Below are 19,126 nucleotides of genomic sequence, written 5' to 3'. Positions count from 1 at the left end.
CTTTATCATCCGGGCATCTGAAAAGGGAGCATGCCCATGCATGTCGTGACGGCAGACAGTGTTATTGATAGTCCAGCCAGCAGCGTGCATCACGTATCCGCTCCCAGGGACAGGGCCCAAAACAGTTGAATTGCCACAGGATGGCTCGGCAGGTCAATCGGTGTGAACTGATATCGATGACATCGCAAAACTGCCAGTAGCGGTCCAGAAAATGGCGCTGTTGATCCGGGTCGGTGATCAAGAGTTCAATCAGGGCCCAATCAAATTCTCTCGGCGCCCATACCAGGGCCTCCCAGTCACTCCAGCACCAGTCCGTGGCGCCCTGTATGAACTGATCGTCACGCAGATCCGGCAGACTCCACACGGCCGTTGCCGGCTCCGGCACCTGTTCCGGCAGGTCGCGAAGCACCTCTGGCGAGGCGTTCTGATCCAGATAGCGCCTGACTTTCCGGGGCCAGGCGGACAGCGGCCAGATTTCGGCCAACGGATGGCCCCAGCCTGACACTGGCACCGCATGAAGACGTCCCACCTGCTCGCCCAGACGTGAGGTAAATGACGTATTCATGGTGGCGGTGCGTCCGGCGCGCCACGGCAGGCTCCAGACAGGCGCCCCCTGAAGCTCGCCCAGCCACGTCATGGGGAGCGGAAGCATGGGCAGATGGGCTGGCAGGTTGCCGGCCAGACGCGTCAGATGTTCGGCGTGTTGCCAGCGGTCAAATCCGAACAGTGCCCACAAGCCGTGCCAGAAAGGGTCGTTGATCCCGGTGCGCGCCATACGGATCATTTCCGGCGACAGTGCATCGCTTTTCCAGCGCCAGTTGGAGGCATCTTCCCAATCCAGAGGCTGAGCAATGAGCTGTCGTCCCAGAAAAAAGGAGAGTCGCTCGGTCAGTTCGCACGGTGGTGTCATTCAAGGCCACTCTTGTTGGTGAAGTGCACCGAAAACGGTTGGTCTCCCCTTAGTATGCAAATAACGTACTGATAAAAAAGTCCTTGATGCTGATGACGGAAATAATGGGACTGTCGTGCATGAAATCATGGTCGACATGGACGTGGGGCGCTAGACTCGGCGATGTTCGAACGGGGTGTATCGAGACACATCGATGCTGAGAGTGGTCAGCCACAACCCGCAAGGCGCTCAAACAGCGCCCATTACCTGATCCGGTTCATGCCGGCGGAGGGATTTCGAATCACGCACGCCGTGCCCTTCGCCCTTTAAAAAGGGCTGCCATGCCATCATCAGATTCACTTTACAGCGCTACTGCACCCAACGAACTTCGGGTAAAAAAGGCACATCTTGCCTTTGGTACGCGAGTGCTGTTTGACGATATTGACCTGTCGCTCCCCTCGCCCGGCTGGAGCTGCCTGCTGGGTCGAAGCGGGTGTGGCAAGAGTTCACTTTTACGCATGATGGCAGGGCTTGAGGTCTCCAGTGATGCCCGCCTTTCTCTGACCGATACCAATGAACGTCCTTTTACCCAGCGCACTGCCTGGATGGGCCAGCAGGACCTGCTGCTGCCCTGGCGCCGCGTCATTGATAACGTGCAACTGGGCGCCGTCATGCGTGGCGAGCGCCATGACCGTGACCGGGCCATGTCGCTTCTTGAAAAAGTCGGGCTTGGCTGGGCGGCCAATCGCTATCCGCAAACGCTTTCCGGCGGAGAGCGCGCCCGCGTCGCCCTGGCGCGCACCCTGTTTGAGCAGGCAGCGCTGGTGCTGATGGATGAACCCTTCGCCGCGCTGGATGCCATGACGCGCCTCGATATCCATGCCCGGGCCTGCGAGCTGCTCGCGGATCGCATTGTGTTGATGGTGACACATGATCCGCTTGAGGCACTGAGACTGAGCGACCAGTTACTGATCATGCGTGGCAGCCCTGCACGTATTGAGCGTGTTCTACCGCCACAGGGCGCGCCGCCGCGTGATCCTGCCTCGCCCTCGGTCAGTCATCACCACGGTGAGCTTTTAAAGGCGCTGACGGAGAAGAGCTCATGATGCGATCTCTCTATCCGGCCTTGCTGCGCCTGATGCTGGCGACCACATTGCTAATAGGGCTCTGGCAGCTGATCGTGGTTCTGGGTGCGCCACGTTACATGCTGCCTGCCCCCTTGAGCGTTCTGAATACCCTGATCGAACAGTTCGGACTCTTATGGCATCACGCCCTGGTCACGCTTGGTGAAATCGTCGCCGGCTTCCTGTGTGGCACGCTTCTGGGCACGATGACGGCTCTGACACTGTCGCGATGGGCCTTTCTACGCTCGACCGTTCTGCCGGTGCTGTTATTGACCCAGGCCATTCCGGTATTTGCCATTGCCCCATTGCTGGTGCTCTGGTTTGGCTACGGACCGGGGTCGAAAGTCGTCATGGCGACATTGATCATCTACTTCCCCATCGCCTCGACCTGCTACGACGGTTTGCGCCAGACCCAGCCCGGCTGGCTTGACCTGGCCACCACCATGGGGGGAAGCGACAATCGCCAGCTTTTTTACATTCGCCTGCCGGCTGCCCTGCCGTCGCTGGCATCAGGGCTTCGCATGGCCGCGACCGCGGCGCCCATCGGGGCCATCATCGGTGAATGGGTAGGTTCCAGTGCCGGACTTGGGTATCTCATGCTCCAGGCCAACGGCCGCATGCAGACCGACCTCATGTTTGCCGCACTGATCGTGCTGCTGCTGATGACCATCACGCTTTACTTTACCGTCGATCGCCTGTGTCGTCTGGCCATGCCCTGGCAGCCGGATCGTACCGGCAGGCACACGCTACCCAATGGAGAGAGATCATGAAAAAAATACTGGGTCGTTTATGGCTCGCGGTGTTCACGACCGTTTTGCTGACCGGCGCTGCCAGAGCTGACAACAATGCCCCGGCACCGTTGTCTTCGCCCCCCGAATCATCCCTGCGGCTGATGCTGGACTGGTACGTCAATCCAAGTCACGGACCAATCATCATTGCCCAGCAAAAGGGATACTTTCGCGATCTTGGCTTGAACGTCACCATCGATACCCCTGCCGACCCGACCGCTCCGCCCAAGCTGGTCGCTGCAGGCCGCGAAGATTTGGCGCTGGGGTACCAGCCACAGCTTCATCTGCAGGTGGATGAGGGTTTGCCGGTCAAACGTGTCGGCACATTGATCGGCACGCCGTTGAATGTGTTGATGGTGCGTGCCGACAGCGACATCCATCAGATCGATGATCTCAAGGGGAAACGGGTCGGTTATTCGGTCGGGGGCGTCGAAGAGGTTCTTCTGGCGGCAATGCTCAAGCATTCCGGCCTTGGTATGAACGATATCGAGCTCGTTAACGTCAACTTTGCGCTAACGCCTGCCCTTTTGAGCCAGCAGGTTGATGCCGTCACCGGTGCCTTTCGTAATTTTGAACCCGCTCAAATGTCACAGGAGGGCGTTGAGGGTCGCGCCTTTTTTATTGAGGAAGAAGGTGTGCCCATCTATGACGAGCTGATCTTTCTGGCCAATACCGAAACGCTTGATGAAAAGCGACCGCTGATATCACGGTTCATGAAGGCCGTTGAGAAGGCCTCGATGTGGATCGTTAACCATCCCGAGCAGAGCTGGGAGACATTCAAGGCGTATGATCCGTCACTGGATAACGAGGTCAACCATAAGGCCTGGGAAGCCAGCATCGCACGCTTCGCACTTCGCCCGGCAGCTCTGGATACGGCGCGCTATCACGATTTCGAGAGCTTTTTGCTGGACCGCGGTGTGATCAAAGAACGCGCGCCGGTTAATCGGCTGGCAGAGGACATTAACGCTACTAACAGGTGACAGGGAGCATTTCGCAATAATGTCCTGAGGATGCGTGGCATTGAAAGCAGGTAATGGGCGGTGGTGACGGCGTGCTCGGGACAGGGCTGATAGTGCCTTCAGGAGATGGTCTCAAGGGCCCTTTTCTGAAGGCCGTTCTGAATACGGCGCTGTTTACAATCCTTATTATAATAGTCAACTTTTATGTGTTACTTTTATTCCCGTTTCGGCGATCGATCAAGAGAGAGTCATGCCATCAACGTCCCACCACGAACACTTTGAGCGCGTGCGCCAGGATCACCAGCGTGAACTGGTAGAGGACTATGTCGAGGAAATAGCGCATCTGCATCGCCATCTGGGAGAAGCACGTGCCAGTGATCTTGCCGACCGCTTCGGCGTCAGCCCGGCTGCCGTGTCCAAGGTGGTTACGCGTCTCAAGCGGGACGGACTGGTTAACGCTCGCCCCTACCGCGGTATCTTTCTGACCGATCAGGGCGAAGAGCTGGCCCATAAGGTGGCTGCGCGCCATCGGGTCGTACTCCAGGCGCTTCTGGCTCTGGGAGTTCCTGAAAGTATTGCCCGCGCCGATTCCGAAGGCATCGAGCATCACTGCAGTGACGAAACCGTAGCTGCCATGCACCGTTTTCTGGATGACAACCCTCACCTGGTGCCAGACTCCATCTCCCGCATGACCAGCCGCTAACATTTCCTGCTTCCCGTCCTGTCATTTCAATACCTATCCTGAATGAGGCGCTCTGCCTGCAGCACGCCCTACTCTCTGCAGGCTCATTCATTCTTCGTGCTTTAAAGCGACGCTAGCAGCGTCGGGGGACTCAGGTCATGTCGTCTCATTCAAGGGAGCAGACGCACCCACCACTTGCAGACACGCCGCTGATCTTCATTGATCTTGAAACCACCGGCACGCGTGCCACCCGCGACCGTATCACCGAGATTGCCGCGCTTCGCGTGCTTGATGGTCAAATCGTCGATCGCTTTGAGTCCCTGATAGATCCGGGGATCGACATTCCTGACCGTATCGCCACATTGACCGGCATCGATAATGCACTGGTCAGTGGCGCGCCCGGTTTCGAGGATATTGCCGAGCGCTTCGAGCAGTGGCTGGGGGACGGCTGGCTGATTGCCCATAACGCCCGCTTTGATTACAGCTTTCTGCGGAATGAGTTTAGACGGCTGGGGCGGGAGTTTCGGCGACGCGTTGTCTGTACCCTCAAACTATCACGGGCTCTGGACAAAAGTTCTCACCACCATGGGCTGGACACTCTTCTGGCACGTTATCAGCTGGAACCTCATCCACCGCGTCATCGCGCGATGGGAGATACCATGACGCTGTTTTCCGTCTGGCAATACTGGGCGCGTCATCACTGTGTTGAAAAGATCGAGAAGCTGGTACTCGATCAGGAGCGTCGGCGCAGTCTTCCTGCACAGCTTGATCCTGGTCTGCTTGATGAGCTTCCCTCGCGCCCTGGGGTATATCTCTTTTATGGGCATAACCGACTGCCGCTTTATGTTGGCAAGAGTGTGAATCTGCGCTCAAGGGTGTTGAGCCATTTCAACAGTGATCATCGAAACGATCGCGAAATGAAAATCTGTCAGCAGACCCGTCATCTGGAATGGCATGAAACAGCAGGCGATCTTGGCGCGCAGCTTCTTGAGGCCCGTCTGATCAAGCAGCTTTCCCCCGTTTATAACCGTCGGTTGCGCCGCAGTGCCGGACTGCATACCTGGTACTGGCCGCTGGACGCGCAGGCGCCACAGCTTGCTGGACAGAAAACGCTGCATGAAGATGTCTCGGGCGTGCGCTATGGCATGTTTCGGTCACGAAAGGAGGCGACCCGTGCCCTCACCAGTATTGTCGAGCAACAGCGTCTTTGCCCAAGGGTCATGGGGCTGGAGCGCGGCAAGGGACGCTGCTTTGCCTATCAGATTGGTCGCTGTGCCGGGGCCTGCTGCGGACAGGAGAGCCTGGAGGCCCACACGCAGCGCGCTCGTGAGGCGCTGGAAGGACTGCGTATCCGTCATTGGCCGTGGGCAGGACGCGTTGCTTTCAAGGAAACGGCCAGTGATCAGGAAGTGGTCTATCATCTGGTCGATCACTGGTGCTATCTCGGCAGCGTGGAGCAGCTCGATCAGGCACCGGCGGTGGACGAGGTCGCCTTTGATGCTGACACCTACAAGATCCTGACGCGTTTTCTGACCAATGATCACGAGAACATCAGCGTTATCCCGCTTGACGTCTGAGCCATGAGCGGGACAACGCGATGACGATCTTTTTTGATCGGTTCTTCTTCGATCAGCCTTTCAAGAAGCTATCAACGGCCTTGAGAAAGGCTTCAGGCTGTTCGGCATGAAGCCAGTGACCGGCCCCCTGAATGGTGTCAACTCGAGCCTCGGGCATGATCTCGCCAATCACGGACAACGCATCATCCGTGACATAGCTGGAATGCTCTCCTCTCAGGACCAGCGTCGGCCCCTCGTAGGGTGCGTTTCCGCCTGGGGGTGCCACGATGTCGCTGTAGCCCTCTTCGATAAAATCAAGCCCGACTCGCCAGCCCAGAATGCCCTGATCATCGCGTACCAGATTGGTGGCCAGAAACTGTCGGGTTATCCGGTCGTCAACGGCCTCTGCCATCGCCTCATCAGCTTCCTTGCGTGATTCAGGCAAGGCGTCCTCTACCAGACGATGGGCCTGAAAGACGTCGTTGTGACCGTGTTCATAAGCCACAGGGGCGATGTCGGCCACGATCAAACGTGCCACACGCTCAGGATGGCGTCTTGCCAGCGTCATGGCGACCTTGCCTCCCATGGAATGCCCCAGCAGATCACATTTCTGGATGTCGAGGCGATCCAGAACGCTCAGCACGTCTGCCGCCATGTCCTCGTAGTGCATGCCGGGGGTGTGTGGAGAGCGACCATGATTGCGAAGGTCCATGGCCACCACGCGCCGTTTCTGGCGCCAGTGCTTGATATGAGAACGCCAGTTGTCTGCACTACCAAAAAGACCGTGCAAAACCACAAGCGGCGACGTTTCGGCCTGTTCAGGCTCGCCAGAATCCACGTAGTGAAGTTCGATGCTCATGAAGTCTCCGTCACTGTGTTGCGACCGATGCAGCGGTCACCCTTGAACCTGCATCATCAGTGTTCCATACCATCAGAGGCCGTTGTTTCCACACTGGAAAGTCGAAGCAGACATCGCTGCAGCCAGATCAGCAACATGGCGTAAAGAGGAAGAAACAGCAGCAGGCTGATGGTGAGTTTCACACCATAGTCGACCAGTGCTATTTCAATCCAGTGTTCGGCCATGAAGGGGTCGGGACTGCGCCAGAACGCAATAAAAAAGAAGATAAAGGTATCCAGCAGATTGCCCAGAATCGTAGAGCCGACCGGGGCCAGCCACCAGGGACGCCTGCGTCGCAGCCGGTCAAATACCAGAATGTCCAGCGCCTGCCCCAGGGCATAAGCCATGAAGCTTGCCAGAGCGATCCGACCTACAAAAAGGTTAAAGGACCCAAGCGATTCCAGACCGCGCCACTGCCCTTGCTGAAATAAAACAGAGACCAGATAGGAAACCACCAGCGCCGGAAGCATGACTCGAGCGATGAGACGTCTTGCCGCATGTCGCCCCATCAAACGCACGGTAAGATCCGTGGCAAGAAACAAAAAGGGAAAGCTGAACGCACCCCAGGTGGTATGAAATCCTAAAAGCGTGATGGGCAGTTGAACCAGGTAATTGCTCGCGGCAATGACCATAATATGAAAGATACAGAGCACAAAAAGCGCAATACGCATTCTGGCATAGTCAAATATGAGCATTATCAGGTTTTTTAATCGATTTATGTGAACCGGAAAGGTATAAAATCATCTAACCGTGAGCGCTAATCCAGGGGCCGTTTGATGAGCGAGTTGCTGAGCCTGTTCATCAGGGCCATGGCACACGGTACTGCATTGTTGGAGCGCCGAACGCTGTCAGAAACATTTGGACAATAGCGCGCCAACCTGCAGAGCGTTTTTTTTCACAAGGAGTTAAAAATGAGTGTATGTGCCACTGCACCGATCGCGACAGCGGGGTGCGAAATGGTCATTCTCGATTCTGCACCGCTGCTCAAGGCCATGGCCAATGAAAACCGTCTGCGCATTCTCTGTCTTCTCAGAGAAGGTGAAATGTCGGTTTCAGAGCTGAACAGCAAACTTGACCTGAGCCAGTCGGCGCTCTCACAGCATCTTGCTGTGCTTCGCCGTGAGGAGCTCGTCAATACACGCCGTGCTTCCCAGACCATCTATTACTCCCTGCGTGGCAAACACGCCGAGGCAGTTATCGATACGCTGGCAGGACTCGACCGGTCCTGATTCGGGCACGTGGTTTGAATAAGCGGCCTGTCCTGACCGGGACAGGCCGCTTGTCTTTTGCAGGGCGTTATTGCTTTTCCCAGCGCAGGCGCATCACGCGATCAATGGCGCGGTCGACGCCACGCTCGATGGCGCTCTCGCTTCCCTTGCCAAGACGTTCCAGCATCGAGCGCTGCGACCTGAGACCAACTTCCAGAATCTGCCACTGATCGCTGCGCGCCTGCAGCCATGCCTCGCTGGTGTTGACTTCATCGGTCAACCCCAGACCGATGGCTTCCTGGCCATACCAGATATCCCCCTCGCTGACCTGCTCGATATCGAGCGCCGGCCGACGTTCAGCAATCCAGGATTTGAACAGATCATGGGTCTTTTCCAGATCGTCCAGAAACTTCTGGCGCCCTTCTTCGGTATTTTCACCCAGCATGGTCAGCGTTCGCTTGTGACGTCCAGCAGTCAGAATCTCGACGTCGACATCGTTTTTCTTGAGGAGACGATGCAGGTTGGGAATCTGTGCGACCACGCCTATTGAACCAATCACGGCAAAGGGTGCGGCAATCAAGTGATCTGCGCAGCAAGCCATCATATAGCCGCCGCTGGCGGCCACCTTGTCGACGCTGACCGTGAGCCTGAGCCCTGCTGCACGCAGGCGATCCAGTTGCGCACTGGCCAGCCCATAGGCATGGACCAGACCGCCGCCTGATTGTAACCGGACCAGTACCTCATCTCCCGGCCTGGCTGCCATGAGCACACTGGTGATCTCTTCTGTAAAGGCCGGCACTCGTGAGGCCCGAAGATCACCGTCAAAATCCAGTACCCAGAGCGTATTGCGACCTTCAACAGTCTGTTTTTGCTTTTTGGTCGCTTTCAGCTCGGCCTTGCGCGCCTTCAGACGAGTCTTGATGTTGCGCTCGCGCTCGCCTTCTTTGAGTGTGGCATCCTCAAGTGTTTCACGGTGACGCCGAAAATATTCTCCGCGATTGCGTACATGAAGTCTGGCGTCGCGCTGCTGTCGCTGACCACGGGCTCGAACCAGAAGCATCAAGACCACGGCAATGGCCACGACCACCGTGACACTCTGTGCCAGAAACAGTGCGTAGCTGGATAACCATTCGCCCACGTTTTCAACCTCCCGGGTATAACGGATAGAATGCGTGCCATCATCGCACATGACGTCTGAATGTGCTGAAGGCCAGGCATGAAGAGCCATGAAATGGCTATCATGTATTTTTTAATCATTAACCGGATGTGAAGATGGTCGATACCGCGCCTCTGATTGCCAAACTCCATGAACGTTTCGATGCCGAAGCCGCTGCGGGCGTTCAGGAAACATTGCAGCTCGAACTGAATGAAGGGCCTCGCTATTTTGTCGTGATCGATGATGGAACGCTCAATGTTCAGGAAGGCGTCCACGACGCCCCATCTGTCACCCTCATGACGGATACTCGTACCTTCGAGCGGCTGATCAACAAGGAGCTTGGCGGTATGCAGGCGGTCATGTCCGGCAAGGTGCGCGCCCGCGGCGACATCATGCTGGCCTCTCGTCTGACGAGACTGTTTCGCCGCAGTCAAGACACCTGAGTCGATGCCTGAGTGGCAGGCGCTTGCCAAAAGAGATTATTCCCGGACAGCGCTGCCTCTCAGGAAGTTTTCGATCAGGGCACTGGAGATGGAATAGGAAGGCGGCAGGCCGGGCAGCTGGTCGGCAGTAAACCAGTCGGCGGCCTCGATCTCTACGCCGTCGATCTGAATATCGTGGCTGGCGGCCTCAGCGTAAAATCCCATCATGAAGGAGTGTGGCATGGGCCATGACTGGCTCTTGAAATAGCTGACACGCCCAACCCTGACGCCTACTTCTTCGAACACTTCACGACGCACGGCCTCCTCTGCCGACTCCCCCGGCTCGATAAAACCGGCCAGGGTACTAAAGCGTCCGGTAGGAAAGCGTGGGCTGCGGGCCAGCAGCATCCGGTCACGCCAGGTCACCAGCGTAATGATACACGGCGATATTCTGGGGTAGCTTCGAAAGCTGCAGGCGGGACAGGCCATCATGAATTCCCCGGAGCGACGACGCATGCGTGTACCGCAACGACCACAGAAACGATGATCCTGTGACCAGCGCACGATCTGCAGCGCCGTGGACACCAGTCCGAAGGACTGCTCGGGCAGCGAGCCCAGCCATTGTCGTGCCGGTGGCCACTGCTCCTCACCGGGCTCGGACAATACCGCAACGGGCACCTCGTTCCAGTAGCCGATGGCGATGGCACCGTCGGGCCAGCGAGCGCGGGGCTGCAGGATATCGCCCTGACCGTTGTCGGCAATGCCCTGCTCTCCAACACGGATCAAATAACCCTCACGACAGTTGGCAAGCGTTCGAATATCGCGTGTCAGCACCTCAACCTCCTAACTGGTCCCAGAGACAAACGCCCTTTTCGCGCAGTTTAGCCAGCTTTTGCTGGTGAGCCTGTGCCTCCTCATCACTGGCGGTAATGACCCGCAGCGCTGCACGCCCGGAAGCCAGCCGGCGAATGCCAAATCCGGTATTACCGCTACTGCTGTTGCTGCTATCGGCGTCACGGTCAGCACCCAGCGTCAGCGCGGTCTGCCCGCCGGTCATGGCCAGATAGACATCAGCCAGGATTTCGGAGTCCAACAGGGCGCCGTGCAGTTCACGGTGGCCATTATCGATATCGTAGCGCTTGCACAGCGCATCCAGGCTGTTGCGCTGCCCCGGATGGCGATCACGTGCCATTTTCAGGGTATCGAGAATGCCGCACTTCGACGCCAGCGGTCCCAGTTCATCATTGCCGCGGGCTCGATTGACCATGGCAAATTCATGATCGATAAAGCCGACGTCAAAGGGTGCGTTGTGGATGACCAGTTCGGCGCCCTGAACAAACGCCCAGAATTCGTGGGCAATCTCTGCAAACACAGGTTCATTGGCCACGCGGGCATCGGTAATGCCATGCACTTCGATGGCTTCAGGGTCGATGGGCCGTTCGGGGTTGATGTACTGGTGATAGTGTCGTCCGGTCAGGCGACGGTTGATGACTTCGACGCCACCAATCTCGATCAGGCGATGTCCGTCCCTGACTTCGATGCCGGTGGTTTCCGTATCAAGAACGATCTGTCTCATGACGTTTTCTCGCGGGTTCTGAGTTCATCCATGGCGTCATTGGCCAATCGGTCGGCAAGCTCGTTGCCTTCATGGCCGGCATGACCCTTTAGCCAGTGCCATTCGATATCATGTCGGCGAGACTCTTCCAGCAGCATCTTCCAGAGTTCGGCATTCTTGACCGGGGCCTTTGATGCTGTTTTCCAGTCCTTTTTGACCCAGTTATGAATCCACTGGGTAATGCCCTGTCGGACATATTGGGAATCGGTCCAGAGTTCGATGCGACAGGGGCGGGTCAGTGCTCGCAGGGCAGAGATGGCAGCCATCAGCTCCATACGATTATTGGTCGTGTGAGCCTCGCTGCCCTTTAAACATTTTTCGTGAGGGCCGCTGCGCAGAACCGCCCCCCATCCGCCCGGCCCGGGATTACCCCGGCACCCGCCGTCCGTGTGGATAATGACATGGGGACGTACTTCATCACTCACTGCGTGCCTCTTGGGATTTAAGATCAGGCCACCATTATGCCACGACGGTCGGGGTAGCTGCCGAGCGTCGTTTGTCATGATTGCCGGATGCCATGTCAGTTCTTTCCGGGCTGGCGGGTGAGAAAGAAGCCTGCAAGGGGTGAAGTGGGTCATGGGGCGTACAGGCCAGCACGGAGGCCTTGCTGCCCAGCATGGCGGCAGGGTTGAACCGTTTTTTGAGGGGAATCATGCGACACATCTGCCGCTTGGCGCTGATAATCCATGCGCGCCCAAGCGGCAGATTATGACGTCTGCCCCAGCGTTCCATGAGAAGCCAGTCCGGCGTGTTTTCAAAAGGCACAAAGCCACAGTAATCGATGCGCTCAATGTTAAAATCGATAAACCTGAGCCAGTCTCGCAGTCGTCCCGGTGTCAGCCAGCGGCTGCGCTGATAGAAGCGCTCATGACAGCGTTTAAGCCGTGTCGGCCCTGCAATGCCCAGCGGATGCCAGCCAATCAATATCAGCCTGCCACTGTCACTGGTAACGCGCGCCGCTTCCCGCAGCACATGGGTGGGTTGAGGTGCCACTTCCAGCAGATGATGAACCAGTACCAGTTCCAGTGATTCGTCAGCCAGTGGCAGGGCTTCCGGGCGACAGATCAGCGTGGAAGGATGCTCGGCCAGGTCACGCTGTGGTGCCCATTGAATTCGATGGCGAATGCTGTCATGAGCCAGCAATGGCGGTGCCATACCCAACTCGAGCGCGTGCTGCATGCCGGATCGCGATAGTTGTTGATGCAGACATTGCTGCTCGGCCTGCCACTGTCGTTTGCCATGGGAGGTCTGCCAGTAACGCTGTCCGGCAAGGAACTGTTCGCTGAACGTTGCCTGATCTGCGTGGTGATTTGACATGCAGGGCCCCTGATCGCATGGTTATCGAATTAAATGACCGCCCCGATGACCGAGGCTGGCAGTGCCCCGACACACTTGCCATGCCGGGCACCCTATCCCCTTTTCGCAACCCACCCTTTTCGAGGATTGTCATGTTGACCGTCAAACCACTGCCAGCGTTCCAGGATAATTACATCTGGGTCATGGAACAGGATAATACGGGCAGCGTCGTCGTGGTTGACCCGGGTGAAGCCCAGCCGGTCATCGACTATCTGCAACGCACGGGTGCCGACCTGGAAGCCATTTTGATCACTCATCATCACAAGGACCATACCGGTGGGCTGAACGAGCTCAAGAGCCGGTACACTCCGCGGGTCATCGGACCGGACAACCCGGCCATTGCTGGTATCGACGAGACCGTGGGCGAAGGTGATCGCTTCCGGTTGATGGGCCGTCACTTCGAGGTCATGGCCACGCCCGGCCATACGCTGGACCACATCTCTTATCTTTCCAGCGGTACGCCATCTCTGCTCTTTTGCGCCGATACCCTTTTTTGCGGCGGCTGCGGTCGTCTTTTCGAGGGTACTCCCGAGCAGATGTATCAGGCGCTGACGCGTTTTGCCGAGCTTGATGATGACACGCTGGTCTTTGGTGCACATGAATATACGTTATCCAACCTGAAATTTGCTCAGGCGGCCGAGCCGGATAACCCTGCCCGCGACACGCTGCTTGATGAGTGTCAAAAGGCTCGTGAGCTCGATCGGCCCACGCTTCCAAGCACCATCGGGCGTGAGCGTTTGATCAATCCATTCATGCGTGCCCATCTGGAAAACGTTCAGAGCAGCGCTGCTGAACAAGGGGAGGCGCATGATGCACTGTCTACCTTTACTACCCTGCGGGCCTGGAAGGATCGCTTTTAAAAGGTGAACCATTGAGATGACACGGCCGGCCCGGTGGCATGGCGCCCTCTGGGCTGCCCTGATGATGTTCGCAGTCTCCGGGGGGCAGGCGGCCCCGGTCAGTGATGTGCCGACCGTAAACGGCATTTCGCTGTACGATACGCCTGCACTGCCTCCTGATTTCAATCACTTCCCATGGGTTAACACGCAGGCCCCAAAAGGTGGGGACATGGTCCGCGCGGCCATGGGAAGCTTCGACTCGCTCAATCCCTTTATCATCCGCGGTGATCCGGCCAGTGGGCTTACCGCCTTTGGCGGGCTGCCCTTCGATACGCTAATGGTCGAAAGCCCGGATGAGCCCTTCACCCTGTATGGGCTGCTGGCGTCAGGAATTCGACTGGACCCGGATCGACGCTGGATGGAAATCGACCTGGATTCCAGAGCACGCTTTCATGATGGCAGCCAGGTAACAGCGGAAGATGTCGTCACTACATTCGAGACCCTTGAAACGCAGGGTTCGCCCATGTACCGGGCCTACTATGCCGATGTCACTGACGTGGAAGTGATCTCGCCGTTCACCGTGCGCTTTGAATTCAGTGAACACAACTCACGCGAGCTGCCGCTGATTCTGGGGCAGCTACCGGTACTGTCGGCAAGGGATATCAAGCGCCGTGACATGACCCGGCCCACTCTGGACCCTCTAATGGGCTCTGGTCCTTATCGTATCAGCACGGTTCAGCCCGGGCAGCGCATTGTTTATCAGCGTGACGATGATTACTGGGGCAAGGATCTGCCGGTCAATCGGGGACGTTACAATATTGATCGGCTGATTTTTGACTACTATCGCGATCCGAGTGTGGCCCTTACCGCCTTTCGGGCGGGGCGAGTCGACCTGCGTATTGAAACCATCGCGCGCAACTGGATGACCGGCTATGACTTCCCTGCCGCACGTGAAGGGCTAATCCAGCGCATTGAAATCCAGGATCACACGCCAGCGCCCATGCAGGGCTTTGTCATGAATCTGCGCCGCGATGTGTTCAAGGATCGGCGCGTTCGACAGGCTCTGGGGCTGGCGTTCGATTTTGACTGGCTCAACCGCAATCTCTTCTATGGGCTCTACAGCCGTACTCATGGCTTTTTTGATCACTCATCCATGGAAGCAAAAGGGCTTCCGGATGACGCTGAGCGCGAGCTTCTTGCGCCATGGCGGGATCAACTGCCCGAAGAGGTTTTCAATACGCCCCTGCCCATCAAGGCCCCACAGGCCTTGCGCCCCCGGCTGAAAGAAGCGCTGGAGCTTTTTCGTAAAGCGGGTTATGACGTGCGTAATAACCGGATGGTGAATCAGAAAACAGGCCAGCCGCTGCGCTTTGAGCTGCTTTTGAACAGCTCGGGGATTGAACGCATGGCTTTGCCGATGGTGCGCAATCTTGCGCGCCTTGGCATAGAGGTCAATCTTCGTACCGTGGACTCGAGCCAGTACCTGGTAAGACTGCGCCAGTTTGATTTTGACATGACCACCACCGTCATCGCCCAAAGCACCAATCCCGGCAACGAGCAGCGTGAATACTGGGGCAGCGAATACGCTGACCAACCGCAGAGTCGCAATCTTGCGGGGATTGCCAGCTCTGCCGTGGATGATCTCGTCAACCATATTATTCGAGCGGATTCACGCAAGGCACTGGATACGGCGGCCTCAGCGCTGGATCGGGTGCTGCGCTGGGGCTTTTATGTCATTCCCCAGTATCATTCGCCGGTCACCCGATTGGCCTACTGGAAAAAAATTGCCATGCCCGATCAGAATCCCGAATATGGTCTGGATCCCGACAGCTGGTGGATTGATCCTCAAAAGGCGCGGCAGATCAACGCCCGTCAGGAATAATGCCCATGACACGCTACATTGTGATGCGTGTACTGCTGATGGTGCCAACCCTGCTGGCAGTGCTGCTGCTCAATTTCATTATCGTTCAGGCAGCGCCCGGTGGCCCGGTCGAGCAGATGCTGTCGCGTATCGAAGGTATGAATTCGAATGCGGCACTGGGGGGCGGCAGTGATGGCGTCGTGGCCAGCGGCGATGTTAACCGGGGTACCCGAGGCATTGATCCCGTGTTCATTGAGGAACTCAATGAACAGTTCGGTTTCGACCAGCCGCTGTGGCAGCGTTTTGTCACCATGGTGGGCAACTACGCCCGACTGGATTTCGGCGACAGCTTTTTTCGGGGCCGGCCCGTCACCGACCTGATCATCGATCGACTGCCGGTTTCCATATCGCTGGGGCTCTGGAGCACGCTACTGGTCTATCTCATCTCGGTACCGCTCGGGATTTTCAAGGCGGTGCGCCAGGGCAGTCGGTTTGATCTATGGAGTTCGGCACTGGTGATCGTGGGCTATGCCATTCCGGGCTTCCTCTTCGCCCTGCTATTGATCGTGGTGTTTGCCGGAGGCAGCTATCTCGACTGGTTCCCTCTGCGCGGTCTGACCTCGCCGGACTTCGACCAGCTCTCCTGGAGCGAGAAGATCATCGACTACTTCTGGCACATCACCCTGCCGGTCACGGCACTGACCATCGGCAGCTTCGCCACCCTGACCTTTCTGACCCGCAACAGCTTCCTCGAGGAAATCCACAAGCAATACGTCATGACGGCACGCGCCAAGGGCGCTTCGGAGCGGCGCCAGCTTTATGGCCATGTCTTTCGCAATGCGATGCTGATTGTCATTGCAGGCCTGCCCTCTGCGCTGGTGGGCATCTTCTTTACCGGTGCGCTCTTGATCGAGGTACTCTTTTCGCTCGATGGTCTTGGCATGCTCGGCTACGAGGCCGTATTGCAGCGTGATTATCCGGTCATTTTTGGCACGCTCTTTCTCTTTACGCTGATCGGTCTGGTACTGAAGCTGATCTCAGATCTGACCTATGTGGTCATTGATCCGCGTATCGATTTCGAACGACGGGAGAGCTAGTCCTTGCCGATTCATGCCTTTTCTTCCACCAAGTGGCGACTTTCGCCCATCATGGCCCGCCGATTGACGGCCTTTCGCGCCAATCGGCGGGCCATGGTGGCAAGCTATGTATTTCTGGCTCTACTGGCAATTACCCTCCCTGCCGAGCTGATCGCCAACGATACGCCGATGGTGGTTCGTTTTAACGGTCAGTGGTATTGGCCTCTAATGATGGACTATCCCGAAACGGCCTTTGGCGGCTTTTTGCCGACTACCGCACTTTATAGCGACCCGGCCGTAGTAGCGCTGATTCGTGACCAGGGCTGGCTGATCCAGCCGCCCATCCCCTTCTCCTGGCAGAGCATTGACATGACGCTCGCTACCCCCGCGCCGGCGCCGCCGAGTGCGAGTCACTGGCTGGGTACCGATGACCAAGGGCGCGATGTACTGGCCCGCGTGATCTATGGCTTTCGTCTCTCGGTGCTGTTTGCCGGACTGGTCACGCTGGGATCAGTGTTGATCGGCGTATTGGTGGGTGCCGTACAGGGCTATTTCGGCGGCCGGGTGGACCTGATGGGACAGCGTGTGATCGAGCTGTGGGCAGGACTGCCGATGCTGTTCATTCTGATCATCCTCTCCAGCCTGGTGGTTCCCAGTGTCTGGTGGCTGGCGCTGATCATGATCGCCTTCTCATGGCTGGGTCTGGTCGACATCGTGCGCGCCGAATTCCTGCGTGCCCGCAATCTTGATTATGTACGCGCCGCTCGCGCCATGGGACTACCGGCACACCTGATCATGTGGCGCCACGTACTGCCCAACGCCATGGTCTCTACCCTGACCTTTCTGCCCTTTATCTTTACCGGTGCCATTACCACGCTGACAGCGCTGGATTTTCTGGGATTCGGCCTTCCGCCCGGCTCGCCCTCACTTGGAGAGCTTGTGGCACAGGGCAAAAACAATCTGCAGGCCCCCTGGCTTGGGATCACGGCCTTCATGACGCTGGCAATCCTGCTCTCTCTGCTGGTGTTTATCGGTGAAGGGCTGCGGGATGCCTTCGACCCGCGCCATGCGACGCCTTCCATAAAAGGGAGTGCGGCATGACAGGGCTCATCAATGGCCAACCCGTTTTTTCATTGGAAAAACTGAAGGTGTTCGCAGGCGATACACCACTGGTGCATGGCGTCAGCCTCAGTGTCGCTGCCGGTGAAACGCTGGCGCTGGTGGGAGAATCAGGTTCCGGCAAGACCATGACGGCCATGGCCGCATTAAACCTTGTCCCGCCAGGTGTCCGTGTCGAGGGGGGCGGTTTCTGAAAGAGGTTCGGCTTGCAGAGCTGTCCCCGCGTGACTGGAAAAATCTTCATGGCGGCCGGGTTGGCGTGGTCTTTCAGGAACCGATGAGTGCCCTTAACCCCCTGCATCGCATTGGTCGCCAGATTGGCGAGGCCATTACCCTGCATCAACCGCTTCGCGGTCGCGCACTGCGCGAGCGCATCATCGAGCTGATGCAGCAGGTGCGTCTGCCGCGCCCCGAGCAGCTGATCAATGCATGGCCGCATGAGCTCTCCGGCGGGCAGCGTCAGCGAGTGGTGATCGCCATGGCCATCGCCAATCACCCGGAGCTTTTGATCGCTGATGAGCCCACGACCGCGCTTGATGTCACGGTGGCAAGGGAGATTCTTGCGCTGCTGCGGGAACTCGCTGACTCCATGGGCATGGCGATGCTTTTGATCACGCATGATCTCAACCTTGTGCGTCACTGGGCGGATCGAGTTTGCGTACTGCACCATGGTCGAGTGCAGGAAACCGGTGTAACCAGTGAGGTCCTGTCACGCCCAACCAGTATTTACACTCAGGCACTGATTGAAGCTGAACCGGAAGGCGCGCCGCCGCCTGTGCCAACACTGGCACCAGAAATATTGTCGGCGCGTGATCTGTCAGTGCTCTTTCAAAAGCCAAAAGTGCTTTTCAGGTCACGTCCGGCGCCCTTCGTGGCACTGAATTCAGTCTCTCTGACCCTGAAACAGGGAGAGACACTTGGGATTGTCGGGGAGTCCGGTTCCGGCAAGAGCACTCTGGCTCAGGCACTGTTGCGGCTGGTGCCCTCCAGTGGCGAAATATGGCTGAGCGATACCCGGCTCGATCGCCTTGGCAGCCGCGCGCTGCGATCAGAACGTCGGCATATGCAGATCGTGTTTCAGGACCCTTTTGGTGCCCTGTCACCGCGCATGACCATTGAAGAGATTGTCAGCGAAGGGCTGCGCTTTCATTGCCCCGAGTTGCACCGTGAAACGCTGCGCGAGCAGGTCGTACAGTCGCTTTCCTGCGTTGGTTTGACAGAAAAGGCACTCGAGCGCTATCCGCACGAATTTTCCGGCGGACAACGTGCTCGCATTGCACTGGCCAGAGCGTTGATTCTGCACCCGCGTATTCTGGTGCTCGATGAGCCGACCTCATCACTGGATCGCACTGTCCAGCGTCAACTGATCGAACTGCTGCGCACGCTCCAGCGCGAGCGCCAGATCAGCTATCTCTTTATCAGCCATGACCTTGCCGTGGTTCGTGCCATGGCCCACCGCCTGATCGTGCTGAAGGACGGCGAGATGGTCGAGCATGGCGTAACACGTGATGTAATCGAGCAGCCATGTCATGGCTATACACGCCAGCTTATAGAAGCCGCATTTCGTTGAGTCGGCCG

Annotated in this window: 21 protein-coding genes; 13 read left to right on the top strand and 8 right to left on the bottom strand. The window is 57.5% G+C overall.

All coding sequences use genetic code 11. The annotated features are described in order from the left end of the window. Positions 1-61 precede the first annotated feature (61 nt). A complete protein-coding gene (locus B9G99_RS14600; protein WP_086622815.1) occupies positions 62-910 on the bottom strand; it encodes a hypothetical protein in 849 nt (282 codons plus the stop codon). Positions 911-1,230: 320 nt separating this feature from the next. On the opposite strand from B9G99_RS14600, the gene B9G99_RS14595 reads away from it, so the two are divergent. The 5 genes from B9G99_RS14595 (at position 1,231) to B9G99_RS14575 (ending at position 6,019) form a co-directional block, all read left to right on the top strand. After that, a complete protein-coding gene (locus tag B9G99_RS14595; protein WP_086622814.1) occupies positions 1,231-1,995 on the top strand; it encodes an ABC transporter ATP-binding protein in 765 nt (254 codons plus the stop codon). Continuing rightward, positions 1,992-2,783, top strand: coding sequence for an ABC transporter permease (locus tag B9G99_RS14590; RefSeq protein WP_086622813.1), 792 nt, complete (start codon positions 1,992-1,994; stop codon positions 2,781-2,783). The genes B9G99_RS14595 and B9G99_RS14590 overlap by 4 nt, the downstream gene beginning before the upstream one ends. Then, entirely contained in the window at positions 2,780-3,781 is a 1,002-nt protein-coding gene (locus B9G99_RS14585; protein WP_086622812.1) for an ABC transporter substrate-binding protein, read from the top strand. The genes B9G99_RS14590 and B9G99_RS14585 overlap by 4 nt, the downstream gene beginning before the upstream one ends. 229 nt (positions 3,782-4,010) lie before the next feature. Then, a complete protein-coding gene (gene mntR, locus B9G99_RS14580) occupies positions 4,011-4,463 on the top strand; it encodes a manganese-binding transcriptional regulator MntR (RefSeq protein ID WP_086622811.1) in 453 nt (150 codons plus the stop codon). Between the two features lie 137 nt (positions 4,464-4,600). Then, entirely contained in the window at positions 4,601-6,019 is a 1,419-nt protein-coding gene (locus B9G99_RS14575) for a 3'-5' exonuclease family protein (RefSeq protein WP_086622810.1), read from the top strand. Between the two features lie 52 nt (positions 6,020-6,071). Here B9G99_RS14575 and B9G99_RS14570 read toward each other — a convergent pair whose 3' ends face one another. Further along, positions 6,072-6,857: an alpha/beta fold hydrolase gene (locus tag B9G99_RS14570; protein ID WP_086622809.1), complete on the bottom strand. Its 786-nt coding sequence runs from the start codon at positions 6,855-6,857 to the stop codon at positions 6,072-6,074. A gap of 56 nt (positions 6,858-6,913) precedes the next feature. Further along, positions 6,914-7,591 (bottom strand): 7-cyano-7-deazaguanine/7-aminomethyl-7-deazaguanine transporter, encoded by a 678-nt coding sequence (locus B9G99_RS14565; RefSeq protein ID WP_086622808.1) that lies wholly within the window; start codon positions 7,589-7,591, stop codon positions 6,914-6,916. A 261-nt stretch (positions 7,592-7,852) separates the two neighbouring features. Here B9G99_RS14565 and B9G99_RS14560 point away from each other — a divergent pair, with 261 nt between their 5' ends. Next, positions 7,853-8,125, top strand: a complete 273-nt coding sequence (locus B9G99_RS14560; RefSeq protein WP_227876013.1) for an ArsR/SmtB family transcription factor — start codon at positions 7,853-7,855, stop codon at positions 8,123-8,125. Positions 8,126-8,192: 67 nt separating this feature from the next. Here B9G99_RS14560 and sohB read toward each other — a convergent pair whose 3' ends face one another. Then, the gene (sohB, locus tag B9G99_RS14555) at positions 8,193-9,332 is read right to left on the bottom strand and encodes a protease SohB (RefSeq protein WP_335617611.1); all 1,140 of its coding nucleotides are present in this window, start codon (positions 9,330-9,332) and stop codon (positions 8,193-8,195) included. Between the two features lie 44 nt (positions 9,333-9,376). Between sohB and B9G99_RS14550 the strand changes: the two genes are divergently transcribed. Continuing rightward, positions 9,377-9,703 (top strand): SCP2 sterol-binding domain-containing protein, encoded by a 327-nt coding sequence (locus tag B9G99_RS14550; RefSeq protein WP_086622806.1) that lies wholly within the window; start codon positions 9,377-9,379, stop codon positions 9,701-9,703. A 36-nt stretch (positions 9,704-9,739) separates the two neighbouring features. Here the strand turns inward: B9G99_RS14550 and nudC are convergent, their stop codons facing one another. The 4 genes from nudC to B9G99_RS14530 are packed head-to-tail and all read right to left on the bottom strand — an operon-like array spanning position 9,740 to position 12,614. Next, complete coding sequence (nudC, locus tag B9G99_RS14545) at positions 9,740-10,516, bottom strand: NAD(+) diphosphatase (RefSeq protein WP_086622805.1); 777 nt, start codon at positions 10,514-10,516, stop codon at positions 9,740-9,742. A gap of 1 nt (position 10,517) precedes the next feature. Further along, on the bottom strand, positions 10,518-11,258 hold the full coding sequence (dnaQ, locus tag B9G99_RS14540) for a DNA polymerase III subunit epsilon (RefSeq protein WP_086622804.1): 741 nt from the start codon (positions 11,256-11,258) through the stop codon (positions 10,518-10,520). Then, positions 11,255-11,722 carry a ribonuclease HI gene (gene rnhA, locus B9G99_RS14535; RefSeq protein WP_227875840.1) on the bottom strand — a complete coding sequence of 156 codons (468 nt, stop codon included), beginning with the start codon at positions 11,720-11,722 and terminating at the stop codon, positions 11,255-11,257. The genes dnaQ and rnhA overlap by 4 nt, the downstream gene beginning before the upstream one ends. 34 nt (positions 11,723-11,756) lie before the next feature. Further along, the gene (locus tag B9G99_RS14530) at positions 11,757-12,614 is read right to left on the bottom strand and encodes a methyltransferase domain-containing protein (RefSeq protein ID WP_086622802.1); all 858 of its coding nucleotides are present in this window, start codon (positions 12,612-12,614) and stop codon (positions 11,757-11,759) included. 131 nt (positions 12,615-12,745) lie between these two features. Here B9G99_RS14530 and gloB point away from each other — a divergent pair, with 131 nt between their 5' ends. The 6 genes from gloB (at position 12,746) to B9G99_RS14505 (ending at position 19,118) form a co-directional block, all read left to right on the top strand. Next, complete coding sequence (gloB, locus tag B9G99_RS14525) at positions 12,746-13,513, top strand: hydroxyacylglutathione hydrolase (protein WP_086622801.1); 768 nt, start codon at positions 12,746-12,748, stop codon at positions 13,511-13,513. Positions 13,514-13,721: 208 nt separating this feature from the next. After that, positions 13,722-15,374, top strand: a complete 1,653-nt coding sequence (locus B9G99_RS14520) for an extracellular solute-binding protein (protein WP_227875839.1) — start codon at positions 13,722-13,724, stop codon at positions 15,372-15,374. A 5-nt stretch (positions 15,375-15,379) separates the two neighbouring features. Beyond that, a complete protein-coding gene (locus tag B9G99_RS14515; RefSeq protein WP_086622799.1) occupies positions 15,380-16,450 on the top strand; it encodes a microcin C ABC transporter permease YejB in 1,071 nt (356 codons plus the stop codon). Positions 16,451-16,453: 3 nt separating this feature from the next. Beyond that, positions 16,454-17,530 carry an ABC transporter permease gene (locus B9G99_RS14510; protein ID WP_257789355.1) on the top strand — a complete coding sequence of 359 codons (1,077 nt, stop codon included), beginning with the start codon at positions 16,454-16,456 and terminating at the stop codon, positions 17,528-17,530. After that, positions 17,527-17,742: an ATP-binding cassette domain-containing protein gene (locus B9G99_RS17265; RefSeq protein ID WP_148663964.1), complete on the top strand. Its 216-nt coding sequence runs from the start codon at positions 17,527-17,529 to the stop codon at positions 17,740-17,742. The genes B9G99_RS14510 and B9G99_RS17265 overlap by 4 nt, the downstream gene beginning before the upstream one ends. A gap of 83 nt (positions 17,743-17,825) precedes the next feature. Then, positions 17,826-19,118 carry an ATP-binding cassette domain-containing protein gene (locus B9G99_RS14505; RefSeq protein ID WP_148663963.1) on the top strand — a complete coding sequence of 431 codons (1,293 nt, stop codon included), beginning with the start codon at positions 17,826-17,828 and terminating at the stop codon, positions 19,116-19,118. The last annotated feature ends 8 nt before the right edge of the window (positions 19,119-19,126 follow it).

It is taken from the genome of Kushneria konosiri (assembly GCF_002155145.1).
GTDB lineage: Bacteria > Pseudomonadota > Gammaproteobacteria > Pseudomonadales > Halomonadaceae > Kushneria > Kushneria konosiri.
Note: the sequence above shows the minus strand (reverse complement) of the source record. Positions and strands in the feature narration are given on the sequence as shown.

Coding starts and splice junctions, on each gene's coding strand:
- B9G99_RS14505 (WP_148663963.1), top strand. CDS start 17,826: ATGAGTGCCCTTAACCCCCTGCATCGCATTGGTCGCCAGATTGGCGAG.
- gloB (WP_086622801.1), top strand. CDS start 12,746: ATGTTGACCGTCAAACCACTGCCAGCGTTCCAGGATAATTACATCTGG.
- B9G99_RS14600 (WP_086622815.1), bottom strand. CDS start 910: ATGACACCACCGTGCGAACTGACCGAGCGACTCTCCTTTTTTCTGGGA.
- B9G99_RS14570 (WP_086622809.1), bottom strand. CDS start 6,857: ATGAGCATCGAACTTCACTACGTGGATTCTGGCGAGCCTGAACAGGCC.
- B9G99_RS14585 (WP_086622812.1), top strand. CDS start 2,780: ATGAAAAAAATACTGGGTCGTTTATGGCTCGCGGTGTTCACGACCGTT.
- sohB (WP_335617611.1), bottom strand. CDS start 9,332: ATGGCTCTTCATGCCTGGCCTTCAGCACATTCAGACGTCATGTGCGAT.
- B9G99_RS14565 (WP_086622808.1), bottom strand. CDS start 7,591: ATGCTCATATTTGACTATGCCAGAATGCGTATTGCGCTTTTTGTGCTC.
- B9G99_RS14595 (WP_086622814.1), top strand. CDS start 1,231: ATGCCATCATCAGATTCACTTTACAGCGCTACTGCACCCAACGAACTT.
- B9G99_RS14515 (WP_086622799.1), top strand. CDS start 15,380: ATGACACGCTACATTGTGATGCGTGTACTGCTGATGGTGCCAACCCTG.
- B9G99_RS14520 (WP_227875839.1), top strand. CDS start 13,722: ATGGTCCGCGCGGCCATGGGAAGCTTCGACTCGCTCAATCCCTTTATC.
- B9G99_RS14530 (WP_086622802.1), bottom strand. CDS start 12,614: ATGTCAAATCACCACGCAGATCAGGCAACGTTCAGCGAACAGTTCCTT.
- mntR (WP_086622811.1), top strand. CDS start 4,011: ATGCCATCAACGTCCCACCACGAACACTTTGAGCGCGTGCGCCAGGAT.
- B9G99_RS14590 (WP_086622813.1), top strand. CDS start 1,992: ATGATGCGATCTCTCTATCCGGCCTTGCTGCGCCTGATGCTGGCGACC.
- B9G99_RS14575 (WP_086622810.1), top strand. CDS start 4,601: ATGTCGTCTCATTCAAGGGAGCAGACGCACCCACCACTTGCAGACACG.
- B9G99_RS17265 (WP_148663964.1), top strand. CDS start 17,527: ATGACAGGGCTCATCAATGGCCAACCCGTTTTTTCATTGGAAAAACTG.
- dnaQ (WP_086622804.1), bottom strand. CDS start 11,258: ATGAGACAGATCGTTCTTGATACGGAAACCACCGGCATCGAAGTCAGG.
- B9G99_RS14560 (WP_227876013.1), top strand. CDS start 7,853: ATGGTCATTCTCGATTCTGCACCGCTGCTCAAGGCCATGGCCAATGAA.
- B9G99_RS14550 (WP_086622806.1), top strand. CDS start 9,377: ATGGTCGATACCGCGCCTCTGATTGCCAAACTCCATGAACGTTTCGAT.